20 protein-coding genes and 1 tRNA gene are annotated in these 20329 nt (G+C 64.1%); 5 read left to right on the forward strand and 16 right to left on the reverse strand.

All coding sequences use genetic code 11. The features are described from left to right. Positions 1–33 precede the first annotated feature (33 nt). The gene (locus ATK23_RS05890) at positions 34–1716 is read left to right on the forward strand and encodes an ABC-F family ATP-binding cassette domain-containing protein (protein WP_066138534.1); all 1683 of its coding nucleotides are present in this window, start codon (positions 34–36) and stop codon (positions 1714–1716) included. Here ATK23_RS05890 and ATK23_RS05895 read toward each other — a convergent pair. Then, a complete protein-coding gene (locus ATK23_RS05895) occupies positions 1713–2345 on the reverse strand; it encodes an AmiS/UreI family transporter (protein ID WP_066138535.1) in 633 nt (210 codons plus the stop codon). The genes ATK23_RS05890 and ATK23_RS05895 overlap by 4 nt on opposite strands. Positions 2346–2462: 117 nt before the next feature. After that, complete coding sequence (locus ATK23_RS05900) at positions 2463–4190, reverse strand: L-aspartate oxidase (RefSeq protein ID WP_066138536.1); 1728 nt, start codon at positions 4188–4190, stop codon at positions 2463–2465. Between the two features lie 78 nt (positions 4191–4268). Here ATK23_RS05900 and ATK23_RS05905 point away from each other — a divergent pair, with 78 nt between their 5' ends. Next, positions 4269–5189: a LysR family transcriptional regulator gene (locus tag ATK23_RS05905; protein ID WP_066138537.1), complete on the forward strand. Its 921-nt coding sequence runs from the start codon at positions 4269–4271 to the stop codon at positions 5187–5189. On the opposite strand, the gene ATK23_RS05910 is transcribed toward ATK23_RS05905, so the two are convergent. The 4 genes from ATK23_RS05910 to ATK23_RS05925 form a co-directional block, all read right to left on the reverse strand. Beyond that, positions 5173–5799, reverse strand: coding sequence for a pentapeptide repeat-containing protein (locus tag ATK23_RS05910; protein ID WP_066138541.1), 627 nt, complete (start codon positions 5797–5799; stop codon positions 5173–5175). The two genes, ATK23_RS05905 and ATK23_RS05910, sit on opposite strands and share 17 nt — an antisense overlap. A 9-nt stretch (positions 5800–5808) precedes the next feature. Next, entirely contained in the window at positions 5809–6807 is a 999-nt protein-coding gene (locus tag ATK23_RS05915; protein ID WP_066138544.1) for an epimerase, read from the reverse strand. A gap of 9 nt (positions 6808–6816) precedes the next feature. Further along, on the reverse strand, positions 6817–7692 hold the full coding sequence (locus tag ATK23_RS05920; protein ID WP_066138546.1) for a VOC family protein: 876 nt from the start codon (positions 7690–7692) through the stop codon (positions 6817–6819). Between the two features lie 75 nt (positions 7693–7767). Beyond that, positions 7768–8616 carry an SDR family NAD(P)-dependent oxidoreductase gene (locus tag ATK23_RS05925; protein WP_066138548.1) on the reverse strand — a complete coding sequence of 283 codons (849 nt, stop codon included), beginning with the start codon at positions 8614–8616 and terminating at the stop codon, positions 7768–7770. A gap of 108 nt (positions 8617–8724) precedes the next feature. Between ATK23_RS05925 and ATK23_RS05930 the strand changes: the two genes are divergently transcribed. From ATK23_RS05930 to ATK23_RS05940, 3 genes are all read left to right on the forward strand, one after another. After that, positions 8725–9261, forward strand: coding sequence for an Lrp/AsnC family transcriptional regulator (locus ATK23_RS05930; RefSeq protein WP_245858309.1), 537 nt, complete (start codon positions 8725–8727; stop codon positions 9259–9261). A gap of 206 nt (positions 9262–9467) precedes the next feature. Further along, positions 9468–10532, forward strand: coding sequence for a histidinol-phosphate transaminase (hisC, locus tag ATK23_RS05935; RefSeq protein WP_066138554.1), 1065 nt, complete (start codon positions 9468–9470; stop codon positions 10530–10532). Next, on the forward strand, positions 10529–11905 hold the full coding sequence (locus ATK23_RS05940) for an amino acid permease (protein WP_066138557.1): 1377 nt from the start codon (positions 10529–10531) through the stop codon (positions 11903–11905). Before hisC ends, ATK23_RS05940 begins: the two co-directional genes overlap by 4 nt. A 37-nt stretch (positions 11906–11942) precedes the next feature. Here the strand turns inward: ATK23_RS05940 and ATK23_RS05945 are convergent, their stop codons facing one another. The 10 genes from ATK23_RS05945 to ATK23_RS05990 form a co-directional block, all read right to left on the reverse strand. After that, the gene (locus tag ATK23_RS05945; protein WP_066138561.1) at positions 11943–12617 is read right to left on the reverse strand and encodes a DNA alkylation repair protein; all 675 of its coding nucleotides are present in this window, start codon (positions 12615–12617) and stop codon (positions 11943–11945) included. Next, positions 12608–13249 carry a GyrI-like domain-containing protein gene (locus ATK23_RS05950; protein WP_066138564.1) on the reverse strand — a complete coding sequence of 214 codons (642 nt, stop codon included), beginning with the start codon at positions 13247–13249 and terminating at the stop codon, positions 12608–12610. Before ATK23_RS05950 ends, ATK23_RS05945 begins: the two co-directional genes overlap by 10 nt. 22 nt (positions 13250–13271) lie before the next feature. Next, a complete protein-coding gene (locus ATK23_RS05955) occupies positions 13272–14363 on the reverse strand; it encodes a magnesium and cobalt transport protein CorA (protein ID WP_066138567.1) in 1092 nt (363 codons plus the stop codon). A 116-nt stretch (positions 14364–14479) separates the two neighbouring features. After that, complete coding sequence (locus ATK23_RS05960; protein WP_066138570.1) at positions 14480–15439, reverse strand: IS481 family transposase; 960 nt, start codon at positions 15437–15439, stop codon at positions 14480–14482. Between the two features lie 109 nt (positions 15440–15548). Then, the gene (locus ATK23_RS05965) at positions 15549–17279 is read right to left on the reverse strand and encodes an HNH endonuclease signature motif containing protein (RefSeq protein WP_066138573.1); all 1731 of its coding nucleotides are present in this window, start codon (positions 17277–17279) and stop codon (positions 15549–15551) included. Positions 17280–17388: 109 nt separating this feature from the next. Next, positions 17389–17461, reverse strand: a tRNA-Ala gene (locus ATK23_RS05970). Between the two features lie 75 nt (positions 17462–17536). Then, positions 17537–17914, reverse strand: coding sequence for a ribosome silencing factor (gene rsfS / locus ATK23_RS05975; protein ID WP_066138576.1), 378 nt, complete (start codon positions 17912–17914; stop codon positions 17537–17539). A gap of 57 nt (positions 17915–17971) precedes the next feature. Then, a complete protein-coding gene (locus ATK23_RS16265) occupies positions 17972–19378 on the reverse strand; it encodes an RING finger protein (protein WP_157066324.1) in 1407 nt (468 codons plus the stop codon). Positions 19379–19460: 82 nt separating this feature from the next. Continuing rightward, on the reverse strand, positions 19461–20066 hold the full coding sequence (gene nadD, locus ATK23_RS05985) for a nicotinate-nucleotide adenylyltransferase (protein WP_083515442.1): 606 nt from the start codon (positions 20064–20066) through the stop codon (positions 19461–19463). Positions 20067–20068: 2 nt separating this feature from the next. Further along, positions 20069–20281: a hypothetical protein gene (locus tag ATK23_RS05990; RefSeq protein WP_038990848.1), complete on the reverse strand. Its 213-nt coding sequence runs from the start codon at positions 20279–20281 to the stop codon at positions 20069–20071. Positions 20282–20329: the final 48 nt, after the last annotated feature.

The following is a 20329-nucleotide window of genomic DNA, read 5'->3' on the forward strand; positions in this document are numbered from 1 at the left end:
AACGAACCGGCCAAAGCCCGATAGGATTGCCAGGTGGCCCATATCGACGTAACAGACATCCAGTATTTCCTTTCCGACGGCACCGCGCTGCTGGGCGGGGTGGCCTTCAAGGTCACCGCCGGTTCCAAGACCGCGCTGATCGGACCCAACGGCACCGGCAAGACCACCCTGTTCAAGATCATCGCAGGAGATCTGACGGCGGACGAAGGCTCCATCAACCGCACCGGCACCCTGGGCATCATGCGCCAGTTCGTCGGGCAGGTGCGCGACGAGTCGACGGTGAAGGACCTGCTGCTGTCCACCGCCGCCCCGGCGCTGGCCCAGGCCGCCGCCAAGGTCGCCGAGTACGAGGCGAAGATGCTCACCAGCGAGGACGAGAAAGTCCACATGCGCTACGCCGAGGCGATCATCGAATGGGGCGACGCCGGCGGCTACGAGCTGGAAACCACCTGGGACAAGGTCTGCATGGCCGCCTTGGGTGTCGGCTTCGACAAGGCCGGGGACCGGCTGGCGCGCACCCTGTCCGGCGGCGAGCAAAAGCGCCTGGTGCTCGAAGCGCTGTTCGAGGGCAACGACGAGCTGCTGCTGCTGGACGAGCCGGACAACTACCTGGACGTGCCGGGCAAGCGCTGGCTGGAGGAGACGATGTCCCGCTCCAACAAGACCGTGCTGTTCATCAGCCACGATCGCGAGCTGCTGAACAACGCCGCTACCCGCATCGTCACCCTGGAGCCGGGCCATGGCGGGGCGACCGCCTGGGTGCACGGCGGGGCGTTCGGTTCCTATGTGGACGCCCGCAAGGAGCGCAACGAGCGCTTCGAGGAGCTGCGCAAGCGCTGGGACGAGGAGCATGCCAAGCTCAAGGAGCTGGTGAACATGTACAAGACCAAGGCCGCGTTCCGCTCCGACATGGCCAACCGCTACCAGGCGGCCACCACCCGGCTGGAGAAGTTCCTGGAAGCCGGCCCGCCGCAGGCCATCCCGCTGGAGCAGAACGTGCAGATGCGGCTGAAGGGCGGTCGCACCGCCAAGCGCGCGATCGTCGCCGAGAAGCTTGAGCTAACCAACCTCATGAAGCCCTTCAACACCGAGATCTGGTTCGGCGACCGCGTCGGCATCCTGGGATCCAACGGCTCGGGCAAATCGCACTTCCTGCGCCTGCTGGCCTCCGGCGGCACCGACCCGGAGCGCGAGCACCTGCCGGTCTCCGACGTGGTCATCGAGCCGGTGGAACACGCCGGCACCGTGAAGCTCGGGGCGCGCATCCGACCCGGCTACTTCGCGCAGACCCATTCGCGCCCGGACCTGTTCGGCCGCACGCTGCTGGAAATCCTGCACCGCGGCGACGAGCACCGCTCGGGCCTGCCGCGCGAGGCGGCCGCCGGCGCGCTGGATGGCTACGGCCTGGCCGGCCAGTCGGAGCAGAAGTTCGACTCGCTCTCCGGCGGCCAGCAGGCGCGCTTCCAGATCCTGCTGCTGCAGCTCTCCGGGGCGACGCTGCTGTTGCTCGATGAGCCCACCGACAACCTGGACCTGCATTCGGGCGAGGCGCTGGAACGCGCCATCGACGCGTTCGAGGGCACCGTCCTGGCAGTCACCCACGACCGCTGGTTCGCCCGCGGCTTCGACCGTTTCCTGGTCTTCGGCTCCGACGGGGTGGTCTACGAGTCCGATGAGCCGGTGTGGGATGAGGCCCGGGTGCAGCGCGACCGCTAGGCCGCGAAGTTCTGGCGCGCCTCCAGCGTTCTGTCCGAGCGAAGCCCCTGCCAGGCGCTGAAGCCCAGTGACACCGCCAGAGCCGCCAACGCCGCAAGGCCGGCGGCCGGGGCGGATGTCCAGATCCCGTTCTGGGCGAACAGCGCCGGCACCGTGCTGGACGGGATTCCGGCGCTGACCAGCAGCCAGCCGGCGAAGCGCTGCAGCTCGATGCCACCTAGCCGTTGCACCCCCAGCGCATGCTGCAGGAACAGGCACAGCCACATCAGCGCCCACGACAGCCAAATCACCGCGAAGATGGGATCCGTGCTCAGGGACATCACCGCCTTGTACACGGCGATCACCGCCACGAAGGCGCTGAACCAGCCGAAGGCGCCGGTATCGAAGCCGCAGAGAGTATTCAGGCCCACCAGCAGATAGGTCATTCCGAACAGGTAGCTCGGCCAGGCGCCATTGACCATCAGGGTATCGCTGCCGGCCTGGACCATGATCAGCGTAGGCAGCAGGATTTGCACGCCGCCCACCATGAGGTTGAGCACTGCGGCCGAACGGGCCGGAATTCGGCCCAGGGACACCAGCCCGTTGATGAACAAGATCAGGCCTACGAAGACCAGCCCGACGTGGGCCATTGATTCCTCCACTCGCGCGGCTCACCCCCGGATGCGGATCCGGGAACCGGACCCGTCTCCTGCCGCTAACGACAGTTTCAGGTACCGATGCCCGGCTGGCAAATTCGGGTGAAATCGTTACTCGACCAGCTTGCCCTCCTGGGAGACTTCGGTGATCTGTTCCGCGATCTGCTCCGGGACCTCGGGAATCGCTTCGCGGGTGATCCCGGTGCTCGGCGACCAGACCAGGTTCACCTGCAGGGCCGGGTCCATGGCCGGGTAGTCGCTGCGGTTGTGGCAGCCGCGGGTTTCGCGGCGTTCGAGCGCCGCTTCCAGCGTGGCGCGGGCGGCCAACGCCGCGGACTGCAAGTCGAAGGCGTGCGCCAGGTCCTGGTAGCCGGCGATGTCCGGGTGGATTCCTACGTTCTCCATGCGCTGCTCGATTCTCTCCAGCTTCGCCAGGCCTGCCAGCAATCCCGCTTCATCACGCACCACCCCGGCATGCTCAGTCATCAGGTCCCGAATGGCGCGCTGCAGGCTGCGCACGTTTTCCTGGCCCCGGGATCCGAGCAGCTCGGCGATGTGGGTGCGGGCCGCGGTGACGGCCTGGGCCGAGCGTGGCTGGGCGGCCAGCGACGCGGAGTACTGCGCCGCGTGTTGCCCCACGATGCGCCCGAAGACCAGCAGTTCGATCAGCGAGTTGCCGCCCAGCCGGTTGGCCCCGTGCAGCCCGGAGGAAGCCTCGCCGATGGCGTAGAGCCCGGGAACCTCGGTGGCATGCGTCAGCGGATCCACCCACACCCCGCCCATGGAGTAGTGCGCAGTCGGGGCGATCTCCATCTTCTGTTCGGTGATGTCCAGCATCTGCAGTTCCATCATGGTCTGATAGACCCGCGGCAGCCGCTTCATGATGACCTCGCGGTCCAGGTGCGACACGTCCAGCCATACTCCGCCGTTTTCGGTGCCGCGGCCCTCGCGGATTTCGGTGTAGGCGGCCAATGCGACGCGGTCGCGGGTGGACAGCTCCATGCGCTTCGCATCATAGCGGGCCATGAAGCGTTCGCCCAGCGCATTGGTGAGGATGCCACCTTCGCCGCGCGCGGCCTCGGAGACCAGGGTTCCGGCGTCGCTTTCCGGTTCGATGATGCCCGAGGGGTGGAACTGCACCAGTTCCGGGTCGCGCAGCCGGGCGCCGGCCTGGACGGCCAGGCGGAACGAGTCGCCGGTGTTCTCGTCGCGGCGCGAGCTGCTGCGGCGCCAGATGCGGTTGTGCCCGCCGGCGGCCAGGATGACCGCGTCGGCGTGGATGAGGTAGCCGGTGCCATCGTTGACGTCGAAGCCGTAGGCGCCGAAAATCCGGCCTTTGGCGGTGAGCAGTTCAGTGATGTAGACGGTGTCGAGGATCGGGACCTGTAGCTGCTCGGCCCGTTTGATGAGGGTGCGCTGGATTTCCAGCCCCGTGTAGTCCCCGGCGAAGGCGGTGCGCCGGAACTTGTGGGCGCCGAAGAAGCGCTGCGAGATGCGGCCGTCGGTTTCGCGGGCGAAGTTCATGCCGTAGCGTTCCAGGTCCTCGATGCCGCGGGCCGCGCCCTCGGCGACCACCTGCACGGTGCGCGGATCGGCCAGGAAGTAGCTCTCCTTGATGGTGTCCGCCGCATGCTGCTGCCAGCTGTCCTCGGCGTCCATCGTGCCCAGCGCCGCGTTGATGCCGCCGGCTGCCAGCGCGGTGTGCGCATCGTAGCGCGGGCGCTTGCCCACGGCCAGCACATCGGTGCCCGCCTCGGCCAGCTCGATGGCCGCGCGCAAGCCGGAACCGCCGGTGCCGATGACCAGTACGGAAGTGGATATCTGCTGTTCATTTCTCATGTTTTCCAGCATCGACCCACGCCAAGAATACGTCCAATGAATTATTCACATGATGTCCATAGCAGTAGGCTATGCATCATGAACCTAGAGCAATTGCGCGGCTTCACCGCCATCGCCGATGTGGGGCACTTCACCCGTGCCGCTGAGCAGCTGCATCTGACCCAGCCCTCACTGAGCCGGCAGATCGCCACGCTGGAGCAGGAGCTGGGCTCCGAGCTGTTCCACCGCGCCCGCGGCAACATCACGCTCACCGCCGCCGGACAGGCCTTGCTGCCCCGTGCACGCCGGATGCTGGCCGACGAGGAATCCATCCGCACCGAAATGGCTGATCTGGCAGGGCTGCGCCGTGGCCGGGTTCGCCTCGGTGCGCCTCCGTCACTGTGCGTATCGCTGGTGGCCGAAGCGCTGTCGATCTTCCGCACCCGCTACCCCGGGGTGCAGCTGCAAATGTTCGAAGCGGGATCGCACAAGCTGCTGGAGCAGCTCGATGGCGGCGCATTGGATCTGGCGCTTATCGTGACCTCGGAGCACGCGGTGAACGGCAGCCATCTGGAAAACCTACCGTTGCTGGAAGAACAATTGGTGGTCATCGATTCGCTGGAGCACCCGCATCTTGCCGGCAGCGAAGTCGACCTGCCTGCGCTGGCGCCAGTGCCGCAACTGGTCTTCGCGCACAGCTACGACCTGCGAGCCAGCACCGCTGCCGCGTACAAGTCTGCCGGCCTGATGCCGAACATCGTCGTTGAGGGCGGGGAAATGGACGCGGTGCTGCGCTTCGTCCACCGCGGACTCGGTGTTGCCATGGTCCCGGCGACGGTGGCGCTGGACGCCCCAGGCGTGCGCTCCATTGCCCTGCGCGAACCTCTGGCCCGTACCATCGGACTGGCGCACCGGCGCGATGTCTCTTTGACCCGCGCGGCCGTGGCCATGCAGCACCTGCTGTCCGAAACCGCCGCGCAGCTGGCAGCCGGCCACGAGCAAATCAACTACCTAGCTTGATCCCCAGGTGGCTGGCCATCGCCTCGCCCAGCAGGCCCAGCTGCAACGTGCTGACCTGCGCGCCGCGCAACCCGTCGACGCCGTCCACGTCGATGAAATCCAGCCCCTGCAGGTCGACCTCGCGCAGTTGCGCGCCGTGGCAGTTGATCTGCCCGGCCCGCGAATCGGCGAAGCCCAGGCGCTGGATCTGCCCGCCCAGATCGATTTCGTCGAACTGGCAATTGCGGAAGAGCACATCGCGCACCGTGGCGCCGCGCAGGTTCAGCCAGCCGAACTTGCAGTTCTCGAAGACCACGCCATCGAGCTGCGCCTCGGCGAAATCCGCGGAACCGAAGCGGCTGTGAGTGACCCGCACGTCGTTGATGAACGCCCCGGCGGCCTGCAGGGCGGGCGCACCGGCGTGCTCGAGTTCGCACTGGATCAGCCGGGCGTTGCGCAGAGCCTCGACCTGCACGCGGCTGAACCGGCATTCCTCCAGCCGCGCGCCATCGGCCGCCAGCGGTGCATCGAAATCCTTGAAGTGCAGCAGTTCAACATAGTCCTCCGCCAGATCGCCGCGGTAGCCAGCAGCCAGCTCGGGCAGGGTGAAGCGGCGGATCCTCGGTGCCAATACGCGTCCTTAAAGTTCTTTTCCGGCCAGATTCCCGGCGACGTTTTCCAGTGCCGCGTCCAGGTGCGGCCAGCGGAATTCGTAGCCGCTGTCCTGCAGGACGCCAGGCAGCGCCCATCGGGACTTCAATAGCATTTCGGGTTCCACGCGCAGCACGAACATGGCCGGTTCCAGCATCCATCGATACGCGGGCAAGCCGAATTTCCTGCCTGCGGCGCGGCGCAGCGAGGCCATCAGTTCCCGATTGGCTACCGGGTACGGCGAGCTGAGATTGACCGGCCCGGAGATTTCGGGGTGCTCGATGATATGTCTGATCGCGCCAAGCGCATCATCCACGTGGATCCAGCTGAAGCGCTGGTTGCCGCGCGTGCGATGCCAGCCGCTGCGTTCGGATCCGCTCGGGTCTTCTCCGATGCCGCGGTACCGACGATGCGCAGGCCACCAGCCATCGTGCTGCGCGCCGCCGAGTCCCAGCCGTGCAATGGCCAGCAGCTTGCGCGTGGCTGGGCCATCGCCGAGCACGATCGCCATGCGCAGGGCCACCCGGCGCGTGGGCAGCTGGCCGCGGAAGAACTCGCGTTCCCAATTGCGTGCCACATCCACCGAGAAGCCTTCGCCGATCCGGCCGTCGGCTTCGGTGTTCGGCGCATCCATGCTGTGCCGGTAGATGGTCGCGGTTGACGCATTCAGCCACAGCTGCGGCGGATCCGCGGCCCGGCTAACCGCTTCATGCAGCGCACGGGTCGTGTCCACCCGCGAGGCGAGGATCTCGTTGCGGGCCGCATCATGATAGCGGCAGCCGACATTCTTCCCGGCCAGGTTCACCAGCAGATCCGCGCCGTCGACCAGTGCCGCCAGCGCCGGTCCATCGCTCCACTGCGCATCGGACTTCTCGCCGCGGCCGATCACCGCCACCTCGTATCCGTCCTCGCGCAGCTGCGCGATCAGCCGCACGCCGATGAACCCGCTGGCTCCTGCCACTACCGCCCGCCGTGCAGCGCCGCCCATTGTTCCCCGCTAGAAGTCGTTGATCACCAGTTTCTTCATTTTCAGCATATTCTCGAATGCGCCGGGGCGCTCCATCAACTCGCCCATGTTCGACGGCACGATCTGCCAGCTCACCCCGAATTTGTCGGTGAGCCAGCCGCAGGCCTCGGCTTCGGGCACCGCGGACAGCGCATCCCAGACGCGGTCGATCTCCGCCTGGCCGTCGCATGGCCACTCCAGCGAGACGCCGGGGGTGAAGCTGAAGTCCTGCGGCACACCCGAGTCCATGGCCGCCACGCAATCCGCGCCGAGGGTGAATTGGGCGTACATCAGCGCTTCGGCGGTCGCGGATTCGGTCGGCTCACCGTAGGGGACGGCGCTATCCAGCTTCGCGCCGAGCACCTGCCCGTAGAACTCAATGGCCTCGGCCGCCCGGTTCTGCGCGGCGCCGCCGAACATCAGCGAGGGAATCACCGACGCGCGGGGCTCGACCAGTTCGCTGGTTTCCATCAGCTGCCAGGAAACGCCGTATTTGTCGTTCACCCAGCCGTAGCGTGTGCTGAAGGGGTAGGCATCCAGCGGCATCAGCGCGGCGCCGCCTTCCATCAGCGCGGACCAGGTGGCGTCGAGCGACTCGCGCTGGCCGGTGTTGAAGACCAGGATGATCGAGATGGAGGGATTGGGCTTGAATTCCTGGCCCGCGTTGATCAGCGTGATTTTCGTTCCGCGCACCCACAGGGACACTGTCAGCGGCTTGCCGGCAAGTGGCTGCTGGAATTCCAGCAGTCCCTCGCTCGGGTAGCGCGATTCGATTTCGGTCGTTGCCTCGGGCAAGGCACGGGCGTAGAACTCCCCCGCCTCATCGGCATTGCCTTGCATCCATAGATTGACGGTGAGCTTTTGCATGACGGTCCTCCTAGCTGGGCGATGCTCCCAAACTACCCTTTCAGACTCGCTGGCAACAGATGAGCCAGCTAATTTTCAGCCCCGATTCACCTGGGCGTCCCGCGGTGTTCTCCCGGTGAACTCGTCCATCGAGTGGTACACGCCGATGACCTTGCTGGCCACGAAATCCCACGCCGCTCGGGGCAGCACGCCGCGCAGCAGCTGGCCCAGCTTGCTGGTCCAGGGCATCAGCACCAGCGGGGTGCCCGCAAGCATCGACCGCCAGGCACGGTCCACCACCGCTTCCGGTTCGAGGATCGGGGTCAGCAGCATCGATTTGGCGCCGGCGAACATGCCGGTGCTGATATAGGTCGGGCAAATCGTGCTCACGGCGATCTGGTCGTTGTCCTCCAGCTCGAGGCGCAGCGAATCGCTGAAGGACAGAGCCGCGGCCTTGGAAGCGGCGTAGACGCTCATGTTCGGGTTGGACACCAATGCGGCCGCCGACGCCAGGGTCAGCACCCCGCCCTTGCCTCGCCGCCCCAGCTGCGGAAGCAGGGCGTGGGTCAAGTACATCGGGGCCAGTGCGTTGACCTGCATGGTCGCGGTGATCTGCGCGGTGCGGTGTTTCGCGAAGGACGTGCCGGTTACCACACCGGCGTTGTTGACCAGCACGTCGATTCCCCCGCGCTCAACCGCTTCGGCTGCGTAGTGGTGGATCTGGGCCGGATCGGCAAGGTCCACCACGTACGCCTCGACAGTGCCGCCGAGCCGGCGCAATTCTTCTGCGGCCGCGTCGAGCCTTGCCGTGTCGATATCCCAGATGACCACGCGCGCCGCGCCTTCGCGGCAGGCCTGCTTGGCGAAGAGCAAGCCCATCCCCTGCGCCGCCCCGGTGATCAGGACATGCAAACCGGCTACCGATTCAAGAGGCGTCTTGCCCATATCTGTACTCCTTCAGGATCCGTATGGCATCAGCCTAGCCTGTGTCGCGGCTAACAATTGGGCTATTTTCATCGAGTGCGCCCAGCATTCACCGCTAGCCTTGGAGCATTGGACCGACTTGTCGAAAGGACTACCGTGCGCATTGACCGCTTGGACGCGGATTTGATCGAACTGCTCACCGAATCGCCGATGCTGCCGGTGATGGAGTGCGCCCGGCGCCTGGGTGTTGCCCGCGGCACGATCAGTAGCCGGCTGGCCCGGCTCCACGAGGCCGGCGTCATCCAGGGCATCATCCCGCGGATCAAGCCTGCCGGGTTCGGCTACACGCTGGTCGCGTTCTGCCAGGTGGAGATCATCCAGCGCTATGGGCATGACCCGGTGGCGACCGCGCTGGAGGAATCCATCCCGGAGATCGTCGACATGTACACCGTGACCGGCAGCTCGGATTTGCAGTTGCGCGTGGTGGCCCGGACCCCCGAGGACCTGCAGGAAATCTTCAACCGGATCAACAAGGTGCCAGGTGTGGCAAGGACCTCATCGTCTTTCGCCCTGCACGAGCATTTCCAGGGGAGAACCCTGCCACTGGTCGCAGCGTGCGCTAGGAGCGAGGCCGATGTGGAAAAGAGTGGGCAGATTGACCAGTAAAATGGGTTATTTGGCGGAGAACGCTATGCAGCCTGCATAGGAACAGGGGTGGCGATTGCGCCGGCAGATTCAATCAACCTACAGTCGATGCTTGTGAATCGCGACACGCGAGGATATGAGCAGGGCCACCGCTGACCACGCACCACGGCTTTGCCATACGAACGATTGCCGGCCCCGTGTAGCTCTGGCAGTCAGAGAGGAACCTCATGACCCTTCACCAGCGCCCCTCCTTGCAGGATGTGCCCGCTTACAAGCAAGGAAAGCCCGCAGCCGCTGGAGCCTCGAAACTTTCATCCAACGAGTCGCCGCATGCGCCGTTGCCATCGGTGCTGGACAGCATCCAGGACGGCCTGGCCACCATCCACCGCTATCCGAGCATTGCGGCACCCGAACTGACCGGCGCGCTCAGCGCGCAGTTCGGCATCCCGGCCGAGCACATCACCCTGGGTGCCGGATCGGTCGAGGTCGCGGCCCAGATCATCCATGCAGTGGCCGCCGAAGGCGACGAGGTCATGTACGCGTGGCGCTCCTTCGAGGCCTACCCCTCGCTGGTGCGCATCGCCGGGGCCACCCCCGTCGAGGTGCCGCTGGATGCCGAATGCCGACACGATCTTCCAGCCATGCTGGACGCCATCACCGAGAAGACCCGGCTGATCTTCATCTGCAATCCGAACAACCCGACCGGCACCGTGGTGCAGGCCGAGGCCCTGGACGCCTTCATCAACGCTGTGCCGCGCAATGTGCTGGTCGTCGTCGACGAAGCCTACGTGCATTTCGACCGTTCGGCCGTGCGGGCCGACGGGATCGAGCTGTTCCGCAAGTACCCGCATGTGGCGGTGCTGCACACCTTCTCCAAGGCCTATGGGCTGGCCGGCTTGCGCGTGGGATACGCGATCAGCCCGCTGGACGTCGCTGCGAACCTGCGCAAGGTCGCCGTGCCGTTCGGCGTCACCGACCTGGCCCAGCGCGCGGCGGTGGCCTCGCTGGCCGCCATCGACGAACTGTCGGTGCGCATCGAGGAAGTCGTCGCCCAGCGCGAACGCATGCACGATGCCCTGGCCGCCGCCGGATACCCGGTCGTGAAGTCGCAGGCGAATTTCGTCTGGGTGGACGCCGGCGAGGCGACCGTTGGGCTTGAAGCCAAGCTGGCAGCCGGCGGCGTGGTGGTCCGCGCCTTCCCCGGTGACGGGTTGCGGATCTCTTCGGGTACCGCGGAAGATGTCGACCGCGTGCTCGCCGCCCTGCCAGCCGTGCAGGAGGCCACCGCGTGAGCGCAGTCAAAGCCCCCGAGCAGCTGCATGCCGGGCTGACCCAGCGCCAGATCTCCATGATGGGCCTGGGTGGCGCGATCGGCGCTGGCCTGTTCGTCGGGTCCGGCCAGGCGATCTCCATTGCCGGACCGGCGGTGCTGGTCTCCTACCTGATCGCCGGCACCGTGATCATCGTGATCATGGCGATGCTTGCCGAAATGGTTGCCGCGAACCCCTCCTCGGGTGCGTTCTCGACCTTCGCCGGCCAGGCCATGGGCCGCAGCGCCGGCTCCACGCTGGGCTGGCTGTACTGGGTCCAGCTGGTCGTGGTGATCGCCGCAGAAGCCACCGGGGCCGCCGCCATTACCGCCGGTTGGGTGCCCGCATTCCCGCAGTGGGCTTGGGTGCTCAGCTTCGTGGTGATCCTCACCGGGGCGAATCTGCTCGGCGTGCGCAACTACGGCCGTTTCGAATACTGGTTCGCCGTGATCAAGGTGGCGGCGATCATCGCCTTCCTGGCCTTCGGCGCACTGGTACTGGCGGGCGTGATTCCCACCCCTGAACCGGTGGGCTTTGCCAACTTGGCCGCCCACGGAGGCTTCGCCCCCGGCGGCATGGCAGGGATTGCCGCGGCCGTGCTGATCGTCATCTTCTCCTTCGGCGGCACCGAAGTCGTCTCGATCGCGGCCGCCGAGTCCAAGGACCCGGCGGGCAACATCAAGCGCGTGGTCAAGTCGGTGATGCTGCGCATCCTGTTCTTCTACCTCGGTTCGATCTTGGTGATTGTCGCCCTGGTGCCATGGAATGACCCGGCCGTCGCCGAAGGGCCATTTGCCGCCGCGCTGGATGTCATGCACATTCCGGGCGTGGGCTTCATGATGAACGCCGTGGTCGTGGTCGCGCTGCTTTCGGCGATGAACGCGAACATCTATGGTTCCTCGCGCATGCTTTACTCGCTGGGCCAGCGCAAGCTCGCCCCGCGCGCCGTCACCCATGTGACCGGCAAGGGCGTGCCGGCGAAGTCCGTCATCAGCTCGGTGTCTTTCTCGTTCCTGGCCGTGGGCCTGAACTGGATCTGGCCGGATGCGGTCATGCCGATCCTGCTGAACGTGGTCGGTTCGACCATCATCGTCATCTGGGCGTTCATTGCCGTCACGCAGCTGATCCTGCGTCGTCGTGCGGACCGCGACGGTGCGCACCTGCCGTTGCGCCTGTGGGGTTTCCCGGGCTTGTCGATCGCGACGATCGTCCTCTTGGCAGCGATTGTCGCCATTGCGATGACCGATCCAGCCGCACGCACCCAGCTGCTGCTCACCGGCGGGCTGACCGCCGCGATCTGGGTGATCTCCAAGATCGCGCTGCGCGATAAGAGCGGGGATTCGGCGGACGCCTGAAAATCTCCGTGAAGCCTAGGTCCCGCAATTGCCGGGCCTAGGCTTTTCTCTTTGCCATTTCGGTGATCCAAATTGGCGCGAAGGGGGAAATGCACCCGGCAGAGGTCGGATAGTCGGCCAGCACCTGCAGCGACTCGCCGATCGCCAGCGCGCGCGGGCGCAGCCGCTCATGCTCGATGCCGATCTGTGCCAGCGTCGTATTCATCGCCCATTGCAAGCGGTCCGGTGCGGTACGCATCTCGGATTCAATGGTGTCCAGCAGTTGCTCCAGATTCAGCTGTTCCGGGGCCTTCACGACCTGGTGCGCGGTCAATTCCCACGCGGCAGCCTGTTGCACCGGGTCGGACTCGTCCATGAGCAGCACGCGGAGTTCTTCGAGCAGCTTGGATTTCTTGACGATGTAGCTCAGGAACCAGGCTTGGACCTTGGGAGTGGTGGCGTCCTTGCTCCAGGCCTGCAGCTGGTCGAGTGAAAAACTGCGTGGCTTGGCGATCAGCAGCGCGACCAGCCGGGTTGCGGTGTCCCCCGTCGCCCAGAGCTCGTTGGCAAGTTCCTGGTTGCTTTTCAACGCCTTGGCCAGTGCTCTGAGCTTGCCCAGGTTCACGCCAAAATCGTCGCCATGCTTCTCATTGACTGCCCGGTGCTTGGGGTCTTCAAGTTCGGCCAAGGCCTGCTGCACGTCGGCAACGGTGCTCTGCGGTGTCAGTTCCATATGTCTTCCTTCTGCTGAACCGGTTCAACGGGCTGACGCAGGATGGTGCGAAGCTTTTCCGGTGCCACCTTGCGCGGGTCGCCGAGGTAGATTTCGTGGTGCTTGCCGGTCATGCGCAAACCCTGCGCCGGAATGAATTCGTGGTGCATCGTGGCCAGAATTCCGGCTTCGTGATCGTAGGGGCCGATGTGCAGTGTCTGCACGCATTGGCCTTCAAGGAGCGTCTCGAAGCGGATGCGTTCGGGGCATGGCAGCTGCTTCTTTTCCTGTGCGGCTTCCAGGGCTTGCGTGACGTCGGCCCCAGTGAGCCATGCAGGGGCCATGAGCATCATCGTCCAGCTCCATTTCGATTTGTCCCGCCGCTCGGTGAACACTGCCATGTCCTCGGCCCACCAGAGTCCTTCCAATGGCGGGACGACGTAGTCCCGTCCCTGGGCCTTGCTCGCGAATTTGAGCTTGTAGGCGACGGGATACAGAGTTTGCAGGGCTTGCTGGTACGCGTCGCTGGTGTTTGGATCCCCGGCCCCGTCGATCATCAGGTACTGTGCTGCTGGCACCTGCAGGACACGGAATTCCCCGGCTTTCGACCGGTATCCGTCCAGTGATTTCTTGAAGTCAATTTTGTCCGGCAAGGATTTGCCTGAAGCCTTCCGCCTAGAACCATTTACGCCATTTGAATACACCATACAGGGCTGCGGCAAAGCCGAGCATGAGGCAGACAGCCACCGGGTAGCCGAATGACCAGTGAAGTTCAGGCATGTTATCGAAGTTCATCCCGTAGATGGCTGCGATCAGCGTCGGTGCGAACAGGATGGCTGCCCAACCCGAGATCTTCTTCATGTCTTCGTTCTGCCGCTGTGCCACGAGGGTAGAGTTCACGTTCAAGATCTGCGAGAGCGCATCCCTGTATTCCACGGCTTGGGTGTGCGCACGGGTGAGGTGGTCGGTGACATCCTGGAGGTAGGTTTCCAGTTCTTCGGGCACCGGGTACTTCTTGAATCCGTCATCGAGCGATTGCACCACTTCCAGCAACGAGGCTGTCGCGTGCTGCATGTCGATGACTTCTTGGCTCAATCGGTAGATGCGTTCGGTGACCGCAGCGTCCCCGCTGAAGACTTGGCGTTCGATCTGCTCCTTGTCGATACCCAGCCCGTGGAGCACCGGGACGTACCCATCGACGATCACATCCAGAATCCGGTACAGGACTGCCTCAGCGCCCAGACGGAGCAGTTCCGGGTCCTTGAGCAGCAACTGGTCCTCGCGCAGGCGCCCGTTCCTGATGGACTCGACGAACCCTTCGCCGTCGGTGCCATCGATCCATCGGCGGTCCTGGCAGAGGACAGCTACAGCGCCTTTGCGGACCAGGATGTGGAACTCGGACAGCTCCACTTCTTCGGTTTCGTCCAGGTACAGAGCCGAACGCACAACGAGCAGAAGCACCTCGCCGTAGCGTTCGAGCTTCGGCCGCTGGCGGGCGTGGACGAGGTCTTCGACGAGCACCGGGTGCAGGTCCCACGCCTCGGTGAGTTCTTGGATGTCAGCCTTATCCGGGGTCGGATAGAGCGACAGCGCGATCCGCTGGGGTCCGGATTGGCCGAAAGCCAGCGCGTCGGCTGCGCCGGTGCCTTCCGGTGCGGATTCCACGGTGCCGTCGTCAATATAACGCACTGCCATCGAGGCATGTGATGGCTGATGGATTCCATAGGCTGCTCTGGCGTTCGCTGCCCGGCGTTGAACTCGTGACATTTTGCTCCTGAATGATCTTCGTTCATTCAAGTATGGCAAGTCGCGAACGCATTTCGGCGTTGATCAGTTCTCCGGCTTTTCGACTGCCGATTCTTGGCGGCCGAAGCCTAGGTGTATTACCCACGGAGGTTAGGAACACGGTCCGCTGGCGCCAGACCCTTCAGCGAAGTATGTCCACGACGGTGGTTGTAATAGTCTAACCACTGCGGGAATGCTGCCACCCTCTCGGCCTCAGAACGGTAAGGCCGGGCATAAGCCCACTCCTCGATCATGGTGCGATTGAACCGCTCGACTTTGCCATTGGTTTGCGGCCGGTAGGGCCGGGTGCGCTTATGCTTGACCTCCGGACCCAGCGCGTCGGCGAAGGCATGCGAGCGGTAGCAGGATCCGTTATCCGTGAGTACGCGTTTCACAGTGATCCCTGCACCTTGGAAGTAGGCGTTGGCCCGTTCCCAGAATCCTGCGGCGGTTTCCTTCTTCTCATCTGAGAGGATTTCGGTGTAGGCCAGCCGCGAGTAGTCATCCACGGCGTTGTGCAGGTACGCGTAGCCCGGACGGCGGTTCTGGGGTGTCTTGGTCTTGTTGCGCCGCCCCGCGGCCCGGTCCATGACCCGGTGCCCGCCACCGTCAGGGATTCGTCCGAGTTTCTTGATGTCCACGTGGATCAGGTCCCCGGGTGCCTCGTGCTCGTAACGGCGGATGACCTGCCCGGTGGCACGGCCCTGCCATGCCAGCCTGGAGAGCCCTACCCGGGAGAGGACCTTGTGCACGGTTGAGGGGTGCAGTCCCAGCAGGAAAGCGATCCGGGCCGGTCCCCATCTGCGGTTTACGCGCACTGCGATGATCCGCCGTTCGGTGCGCACGCTGGTGCGGCGCGGTGAATGGTGTGGCCGGCTGGAGCGGTCCTGCATCCCTGCCTCGCCTTGCTCCCGGTAGCGGGAAGCCCAGCGGGAGGCGGCGGACACGGAGACTTGGAACCGCTCGGCGGCGCGGCGCAGTGGCCAGCGGTCTTCCACGATGCACCGTGCCAGCAGCAACCTGCCTTTGGGCGCAAGGATGGCATTAGAATGGGACATGAAGGCCTCCGGGATGTCGTAGATGTTGTCGCAAACACCACTTCACTCGGAGGTCTTCTTTTTGTCACTCAGCCACGCCGCATGTTCCTAACGTCCGTGGTTAATACACCTAGGGGGCGACGATTTCTGCATCCAGCTTTCCGGCACGCCACTGGGCCGTGGTCTCATCGGCCAACGCTTCAGCTTCCAACGCCTCTGCCGGTGTCATGAAATAGGTATTGATTCGCAATTTCTGCTCGGGATCCAATTCGGGTGAAAGCAGCACCATGGGTCTGCTTTGCAGGATCTTCACCGCATGGAACAGTCCGCAATGACGGGCCGTGTGATGGATTACGCAACTCAAGGCCGCATTCTTGATATCCGTGCGTCCGCCCTGTTCCCAGGCGTCCAGATGATCGAGTTCGCACCGTTCGGCAGGCATGCCGCACCCCGGATAGGAACAGCCGCGGTAGGCTGCCCGTATCGCCCGGCGTTGGGCCTTGGAGTACAACCGTTGCGTCCGGCCCAAGTCGAGAGGCAGGCTCTTGCCGTTCAACACCACAGGATAGATCCCCGCATGGCACAACGCTGCCCCGGCTTCGCCCGGCGATAGCTGAATTCCCGAAGAAGTGACCGCGAAATCAGATGACTGTGCCAGCATCCGCTCGTAATTCAGGATGATGCTCACCTGCGGAGTAGCTAGCCCCGGTTGCTTGTCCGGCGGGCTTGCCGTTCGATCGCTCATCAGCAGTGCCATGAACCCGATAAGCCTCCGGCGTTCAGGTTTCAGATCTTCCCAAGGGGCCGATTCGGTGCCTGGTTCCTGCTGGTGTTCCGTAGTTTCATGCTCATTTGCGGTTTCGGCACATGTTGCATCGATTGGGTCCGTGGCTTCGGGTGCCTCGGTGTCCGCTTGCGCATCGTCGTCATCGGATTCGGTGCCTTCGGCATGATCTTGAGCCCAATCGGGCATGGACTGCTTATCGTCCCAATCGCGGGCTTCTTCTCCCGTGAATTGCGCTTCGGCATCCTTCAAGCCCTCGCGGTTGCCCGCCACGGTCGCCGGGTTGTCCAGCGAAGCGAAGAACGCCTCGATATACGCTGCTTGGGAAGGCAACGCCTTCAACACATATTCGATGAGGCCATGGCGAAGTCCCTTTTTGAAGATTCCGATGCTTTCCAGCAGCGCCTTGATCGAACGCTTACCGGCCTTCACCTGCGCCACCAAGTCGCTGATATGCTTTCGGGCCGATTTGGGCTCTGCATGCATGAATGTCAAGGAATCTCGTTCAAGCTGCGCCTTCTTGGCCTGACCGGCCTCCCCCTCGCCCAAGTCCTTGCGTGCCGAATGCAGTTTCTTGCTGGCAGCAAGGACCAGACGTGGGTCTGACGCAGGATCATTGAACTCGGTCGCAAGCTGGGGCAGCCACGGGGGCGTCGGCAGTCCTGCCTCATCGACGCCGCCAAGCAAGCAGTCAGCAAGGATGAGCCGTTCACTGGCGGTGCCCAGCGGGATATCCAGCCAGTCGCGCATCATTCCACGCGTGTTCCTGAAGTGGGTCCGGCCGGTAATGGTGCAACCGGCTGCATCTTCGATGTTCTGCATCGTCGGGTGCTCGGTGGCTTCTTCGATAGCCTGGAAGGAAGACTGGTCGAGCTTGTGGGCCCCGGTGCGGCGCAACGCGTGCGCCGCGCGAATCTGGGCTCGGGACGTTTGCTGGGCGATACGCTCGATTAATTTGGCGTAGCAGGCAGCATGACCGGCGGGAAAATTGCCCGCACCAAGCACAGCGGTGGCTGCGCCGATGAGCTCGAAGGCTTCAGCGAGCTGTTGCAGTGCTTTGGCGGTCTCGGTGGTCATGGATATAGCTTGCGCGGAATCCAGGGCATACAAAGGCGGGCTCGGCCAGACTGTGGAAAAGTAAAAATCCTGCGATTCGGCCCGAGCCGACTCGCAGGATTTTAATTTGTGGAGGTAAGGGGATTCGAACCCCTGACCTTCTGCATGCCATGCAGACGCGCTACCAACTGCGCCATACCCCCAAAAGGATTGCTGCCCTGATCAGGCAACTCCATAATCATAGATGACTACCTGATCAGGATGCAAATTGAGGGCTACTACTGGTTTTCAGGGTTTTCGGCAGGCAGCTCGATGACTGGGCAGTCGGCCCAAAGGCGTTCAAGCGCGTAGAAGATGCGGTCTTCCTGGTGCTGGACGTGGACGACGACGTCGCCGTAGTCCAGCAGTACCCAGCGGCCCAGGCCGAAGCCTTCGCGGCGGATTGGGCGCATGCTGTACTTGTCGAGCACCTCGGCAACGATTTCGTCGACGATCGCGTTCACCTGAGGTTCTGACCCACCAGAAACAATCAAGAAAGCGTCGGTGACGCCCAGGCGGTCGGCAACATCCAGCGCGACCATGTTTTCTGCCAGCTTTTCAGAAGCCGCATGCGCGGCGACCTTCACGAGGGCGATTGATTCTGCGTGTGCTCCCATTGAGTGGAGTGTCTCCTTATAGAGGTGTAGATCGAGAACCTAATTGTCCTACGAAAACTAGTTGCCAAGCAACATGATCAGGCCAGCGACCAACGCGGCACCGCCCACACTGAGGGCGACGATCATCGCGATCAGCATGTTGTTGGCTCGGCGAAGACCGTGGGCCTGCACGTCAAGCGGCTGCAGACCCTGCGCGTTGACCGCGTCGATGCGTGGCATGTCGACGTCAGCAGCTGGTTGCTCGGCCTGGGTCTTGGGCTTGGCCGGGGCCTCCGGCGCTGGCTTGGCTGCCGGTTTTGCAACGGGCTTGGCTGGGGCCTTGGGCGCAGGCTTGGCCGGAGCCTTCGCCGCTGGCTTGGGAGCCGGCTTAGCCGGGGCCTTGGCCGCAGGCTTCGCTGGAGCCTTCGCCGCCGGCTTGGGTGCCGGCTTGGCCATCGGCTTCTTAGCCGCTGGTGCCGCTTCGTCCTTCTTGGATCCTGCGGTGAAGTCCAGCGAGACGCTTTGCGTCTTCGGGCCCTGCACGCCGGTCTTGGCGATGCGGTCCTCGACCTCGCGGATGTTGCCCATGGCTCCGGTGAACGGGTCGGAAGCCTGGTCGTCCTTGCCCTGGTTGGCGTTCTGCACGCGCAGCCGTTCGCGCTCCGCGGCACGGCGGGAAATGATGGCTGCGCGGGCTGCCATTTCACGCTGGTGGGCGAGAACCTCGAGATCGATCTCGGAGTCGTCCTCCCCCAGCAGGTTGGGATCAACCGGAGCCTTGGGCGCATGGGCGCGGCGTGCGGCCAACGCCTGCTCGACGCTCATGACGGTAGTCTCCGGGGCATCGTCCTTTGGCGCAGGCTTCTTCGCGGCGGCGGGTTCCTGCTCGGCCTTGCCCTGATCAGCCAACGCCTGCAGGCGCAGCTGGCGGCGGGTCAGCGGCTTCGGCTCCTCGGCCGGGGCAACGGTTGGAATGTTGGTGGTCAGCGCGCCGACTTCTTCTTCAAGACGGCGACGCTCGCGCAATGCCTCACGGTCGCGGGCACGGCGCAGCGATGCGCGCTCACCCAGAGGTTCTTCGGCCTGCGGTGCACCAGCCGGCTTGGCTGCGGGCTTGGCGCTGGGAACCTTGGCCGGAGCAGGCTTCGCCGCTTGCGGCTTGGCCTGAGCGGCGTTGGCGGCAGGTGCCTGCGGGGCAGGCTTGGCCACTTCCGGCTTGGCGCCGGACTCCTTGGCGGCAGGCTTGGGTTCCTGCTCCTTGGCCAGCGCCGATTTTGCAGGCTCTGCCTTGGGTGCCGGCTTGGCTTGCGGGGCCGCATCGCTTTTCGCTGGCTTCGCCGAATCCTCGGCCTTGTCCTCGTCCTTCGACGCGAGTTTCTTGGCTTCCTGTTCGGCCTTGCTGCTGGCCAGCAATGCTTCCATCTCAGCACGTCGTTTTTCGCGCAGAGCTCGCCTGCTTGAAACCGGCTGCGAGTTATCGCTCATCCTGATACTTCTCCCGACCGCATAGACAAATACCGTCACCCTTACCTAGAGATTATGCCGTGTTACCCCACCCTATGTGAGGTTACGACTCGGTATACAGCCCATATTTTGCAATGTACTGCACCACACCGTCCGGCACCAGATACCAAACCGGCTTATCTGCGGCGACACGTTCCCGGCAATCGGTGGAGGAAATTGCCAGAGCGGGAATCTCCAATTGCGAGACGTTGTCGCGGCCCAGATCCGCGATGACGTAACCAGGACGGCTCACGCCAACGAAGTGGGCAAGGTCGAAGACCTGGTCGATGTCGCGCCAGCTCATGATCTGGCTCATCGCGTCGGCACCGGTAATGAAGAACAGCTCAGCGTCCGGGCGCAGGGCACGCAGATCGAGCAAGGTGTCCCGCGTGTAGGTGGCGCCTCCGCGGTCGATGTCGACGCGGCTTACGGTGAAGCGCGGGTTCGACGCGGTGGCGATCACCGTCATCAGGTAGCGGTGCTCGGCACTGGTGACTTGGCGATCGGCCTTCTGCCATGGTTGGCCGGTGGGTACGAAAACCACCTCATCCAGGTCGTATTCGGCAGCTACCTCGCTGGCGGCGACCAAGTGGCCATTGTGGATGGGGTCAAAAGTACCGCCCATCACGCCGAGGCGCAATGGGCGGTCTTGAGGCTTTTGCTCTGCCAAGACTAGTGGCTATGCGGTACGTGAGTCTTGAACTGGCGGTGGGTGTCCTCTGGCTCAGGCTTGGCGTCGTGGCGGTTGCCCACGTTGGTGTAGGACACGGTGATCAGCAGCAGGATCATCAGTGCTGCGAAGATGCCACCACCGATGATCACAGCGAAAGTGTGAGGGTCCATGCCGGTCGAAGCGGCTTCGGAAGCCAAAATCAGCGCGTTCAAGATAATTCTCCAGTCGTTTTCACGAGCCCGCTGTGCCACCAGCCGGGG

Origin of the sequence: Glutamicibacter nicotianae, from assembly GCF_002797775.1 — a bacterium.
Lineage (GTDB): Bacteria > Actinomycetota > Actinomycetes > Actinomycetales > Micrococcaceae > Glutamicibacter > Glutamicibacter nicotianae.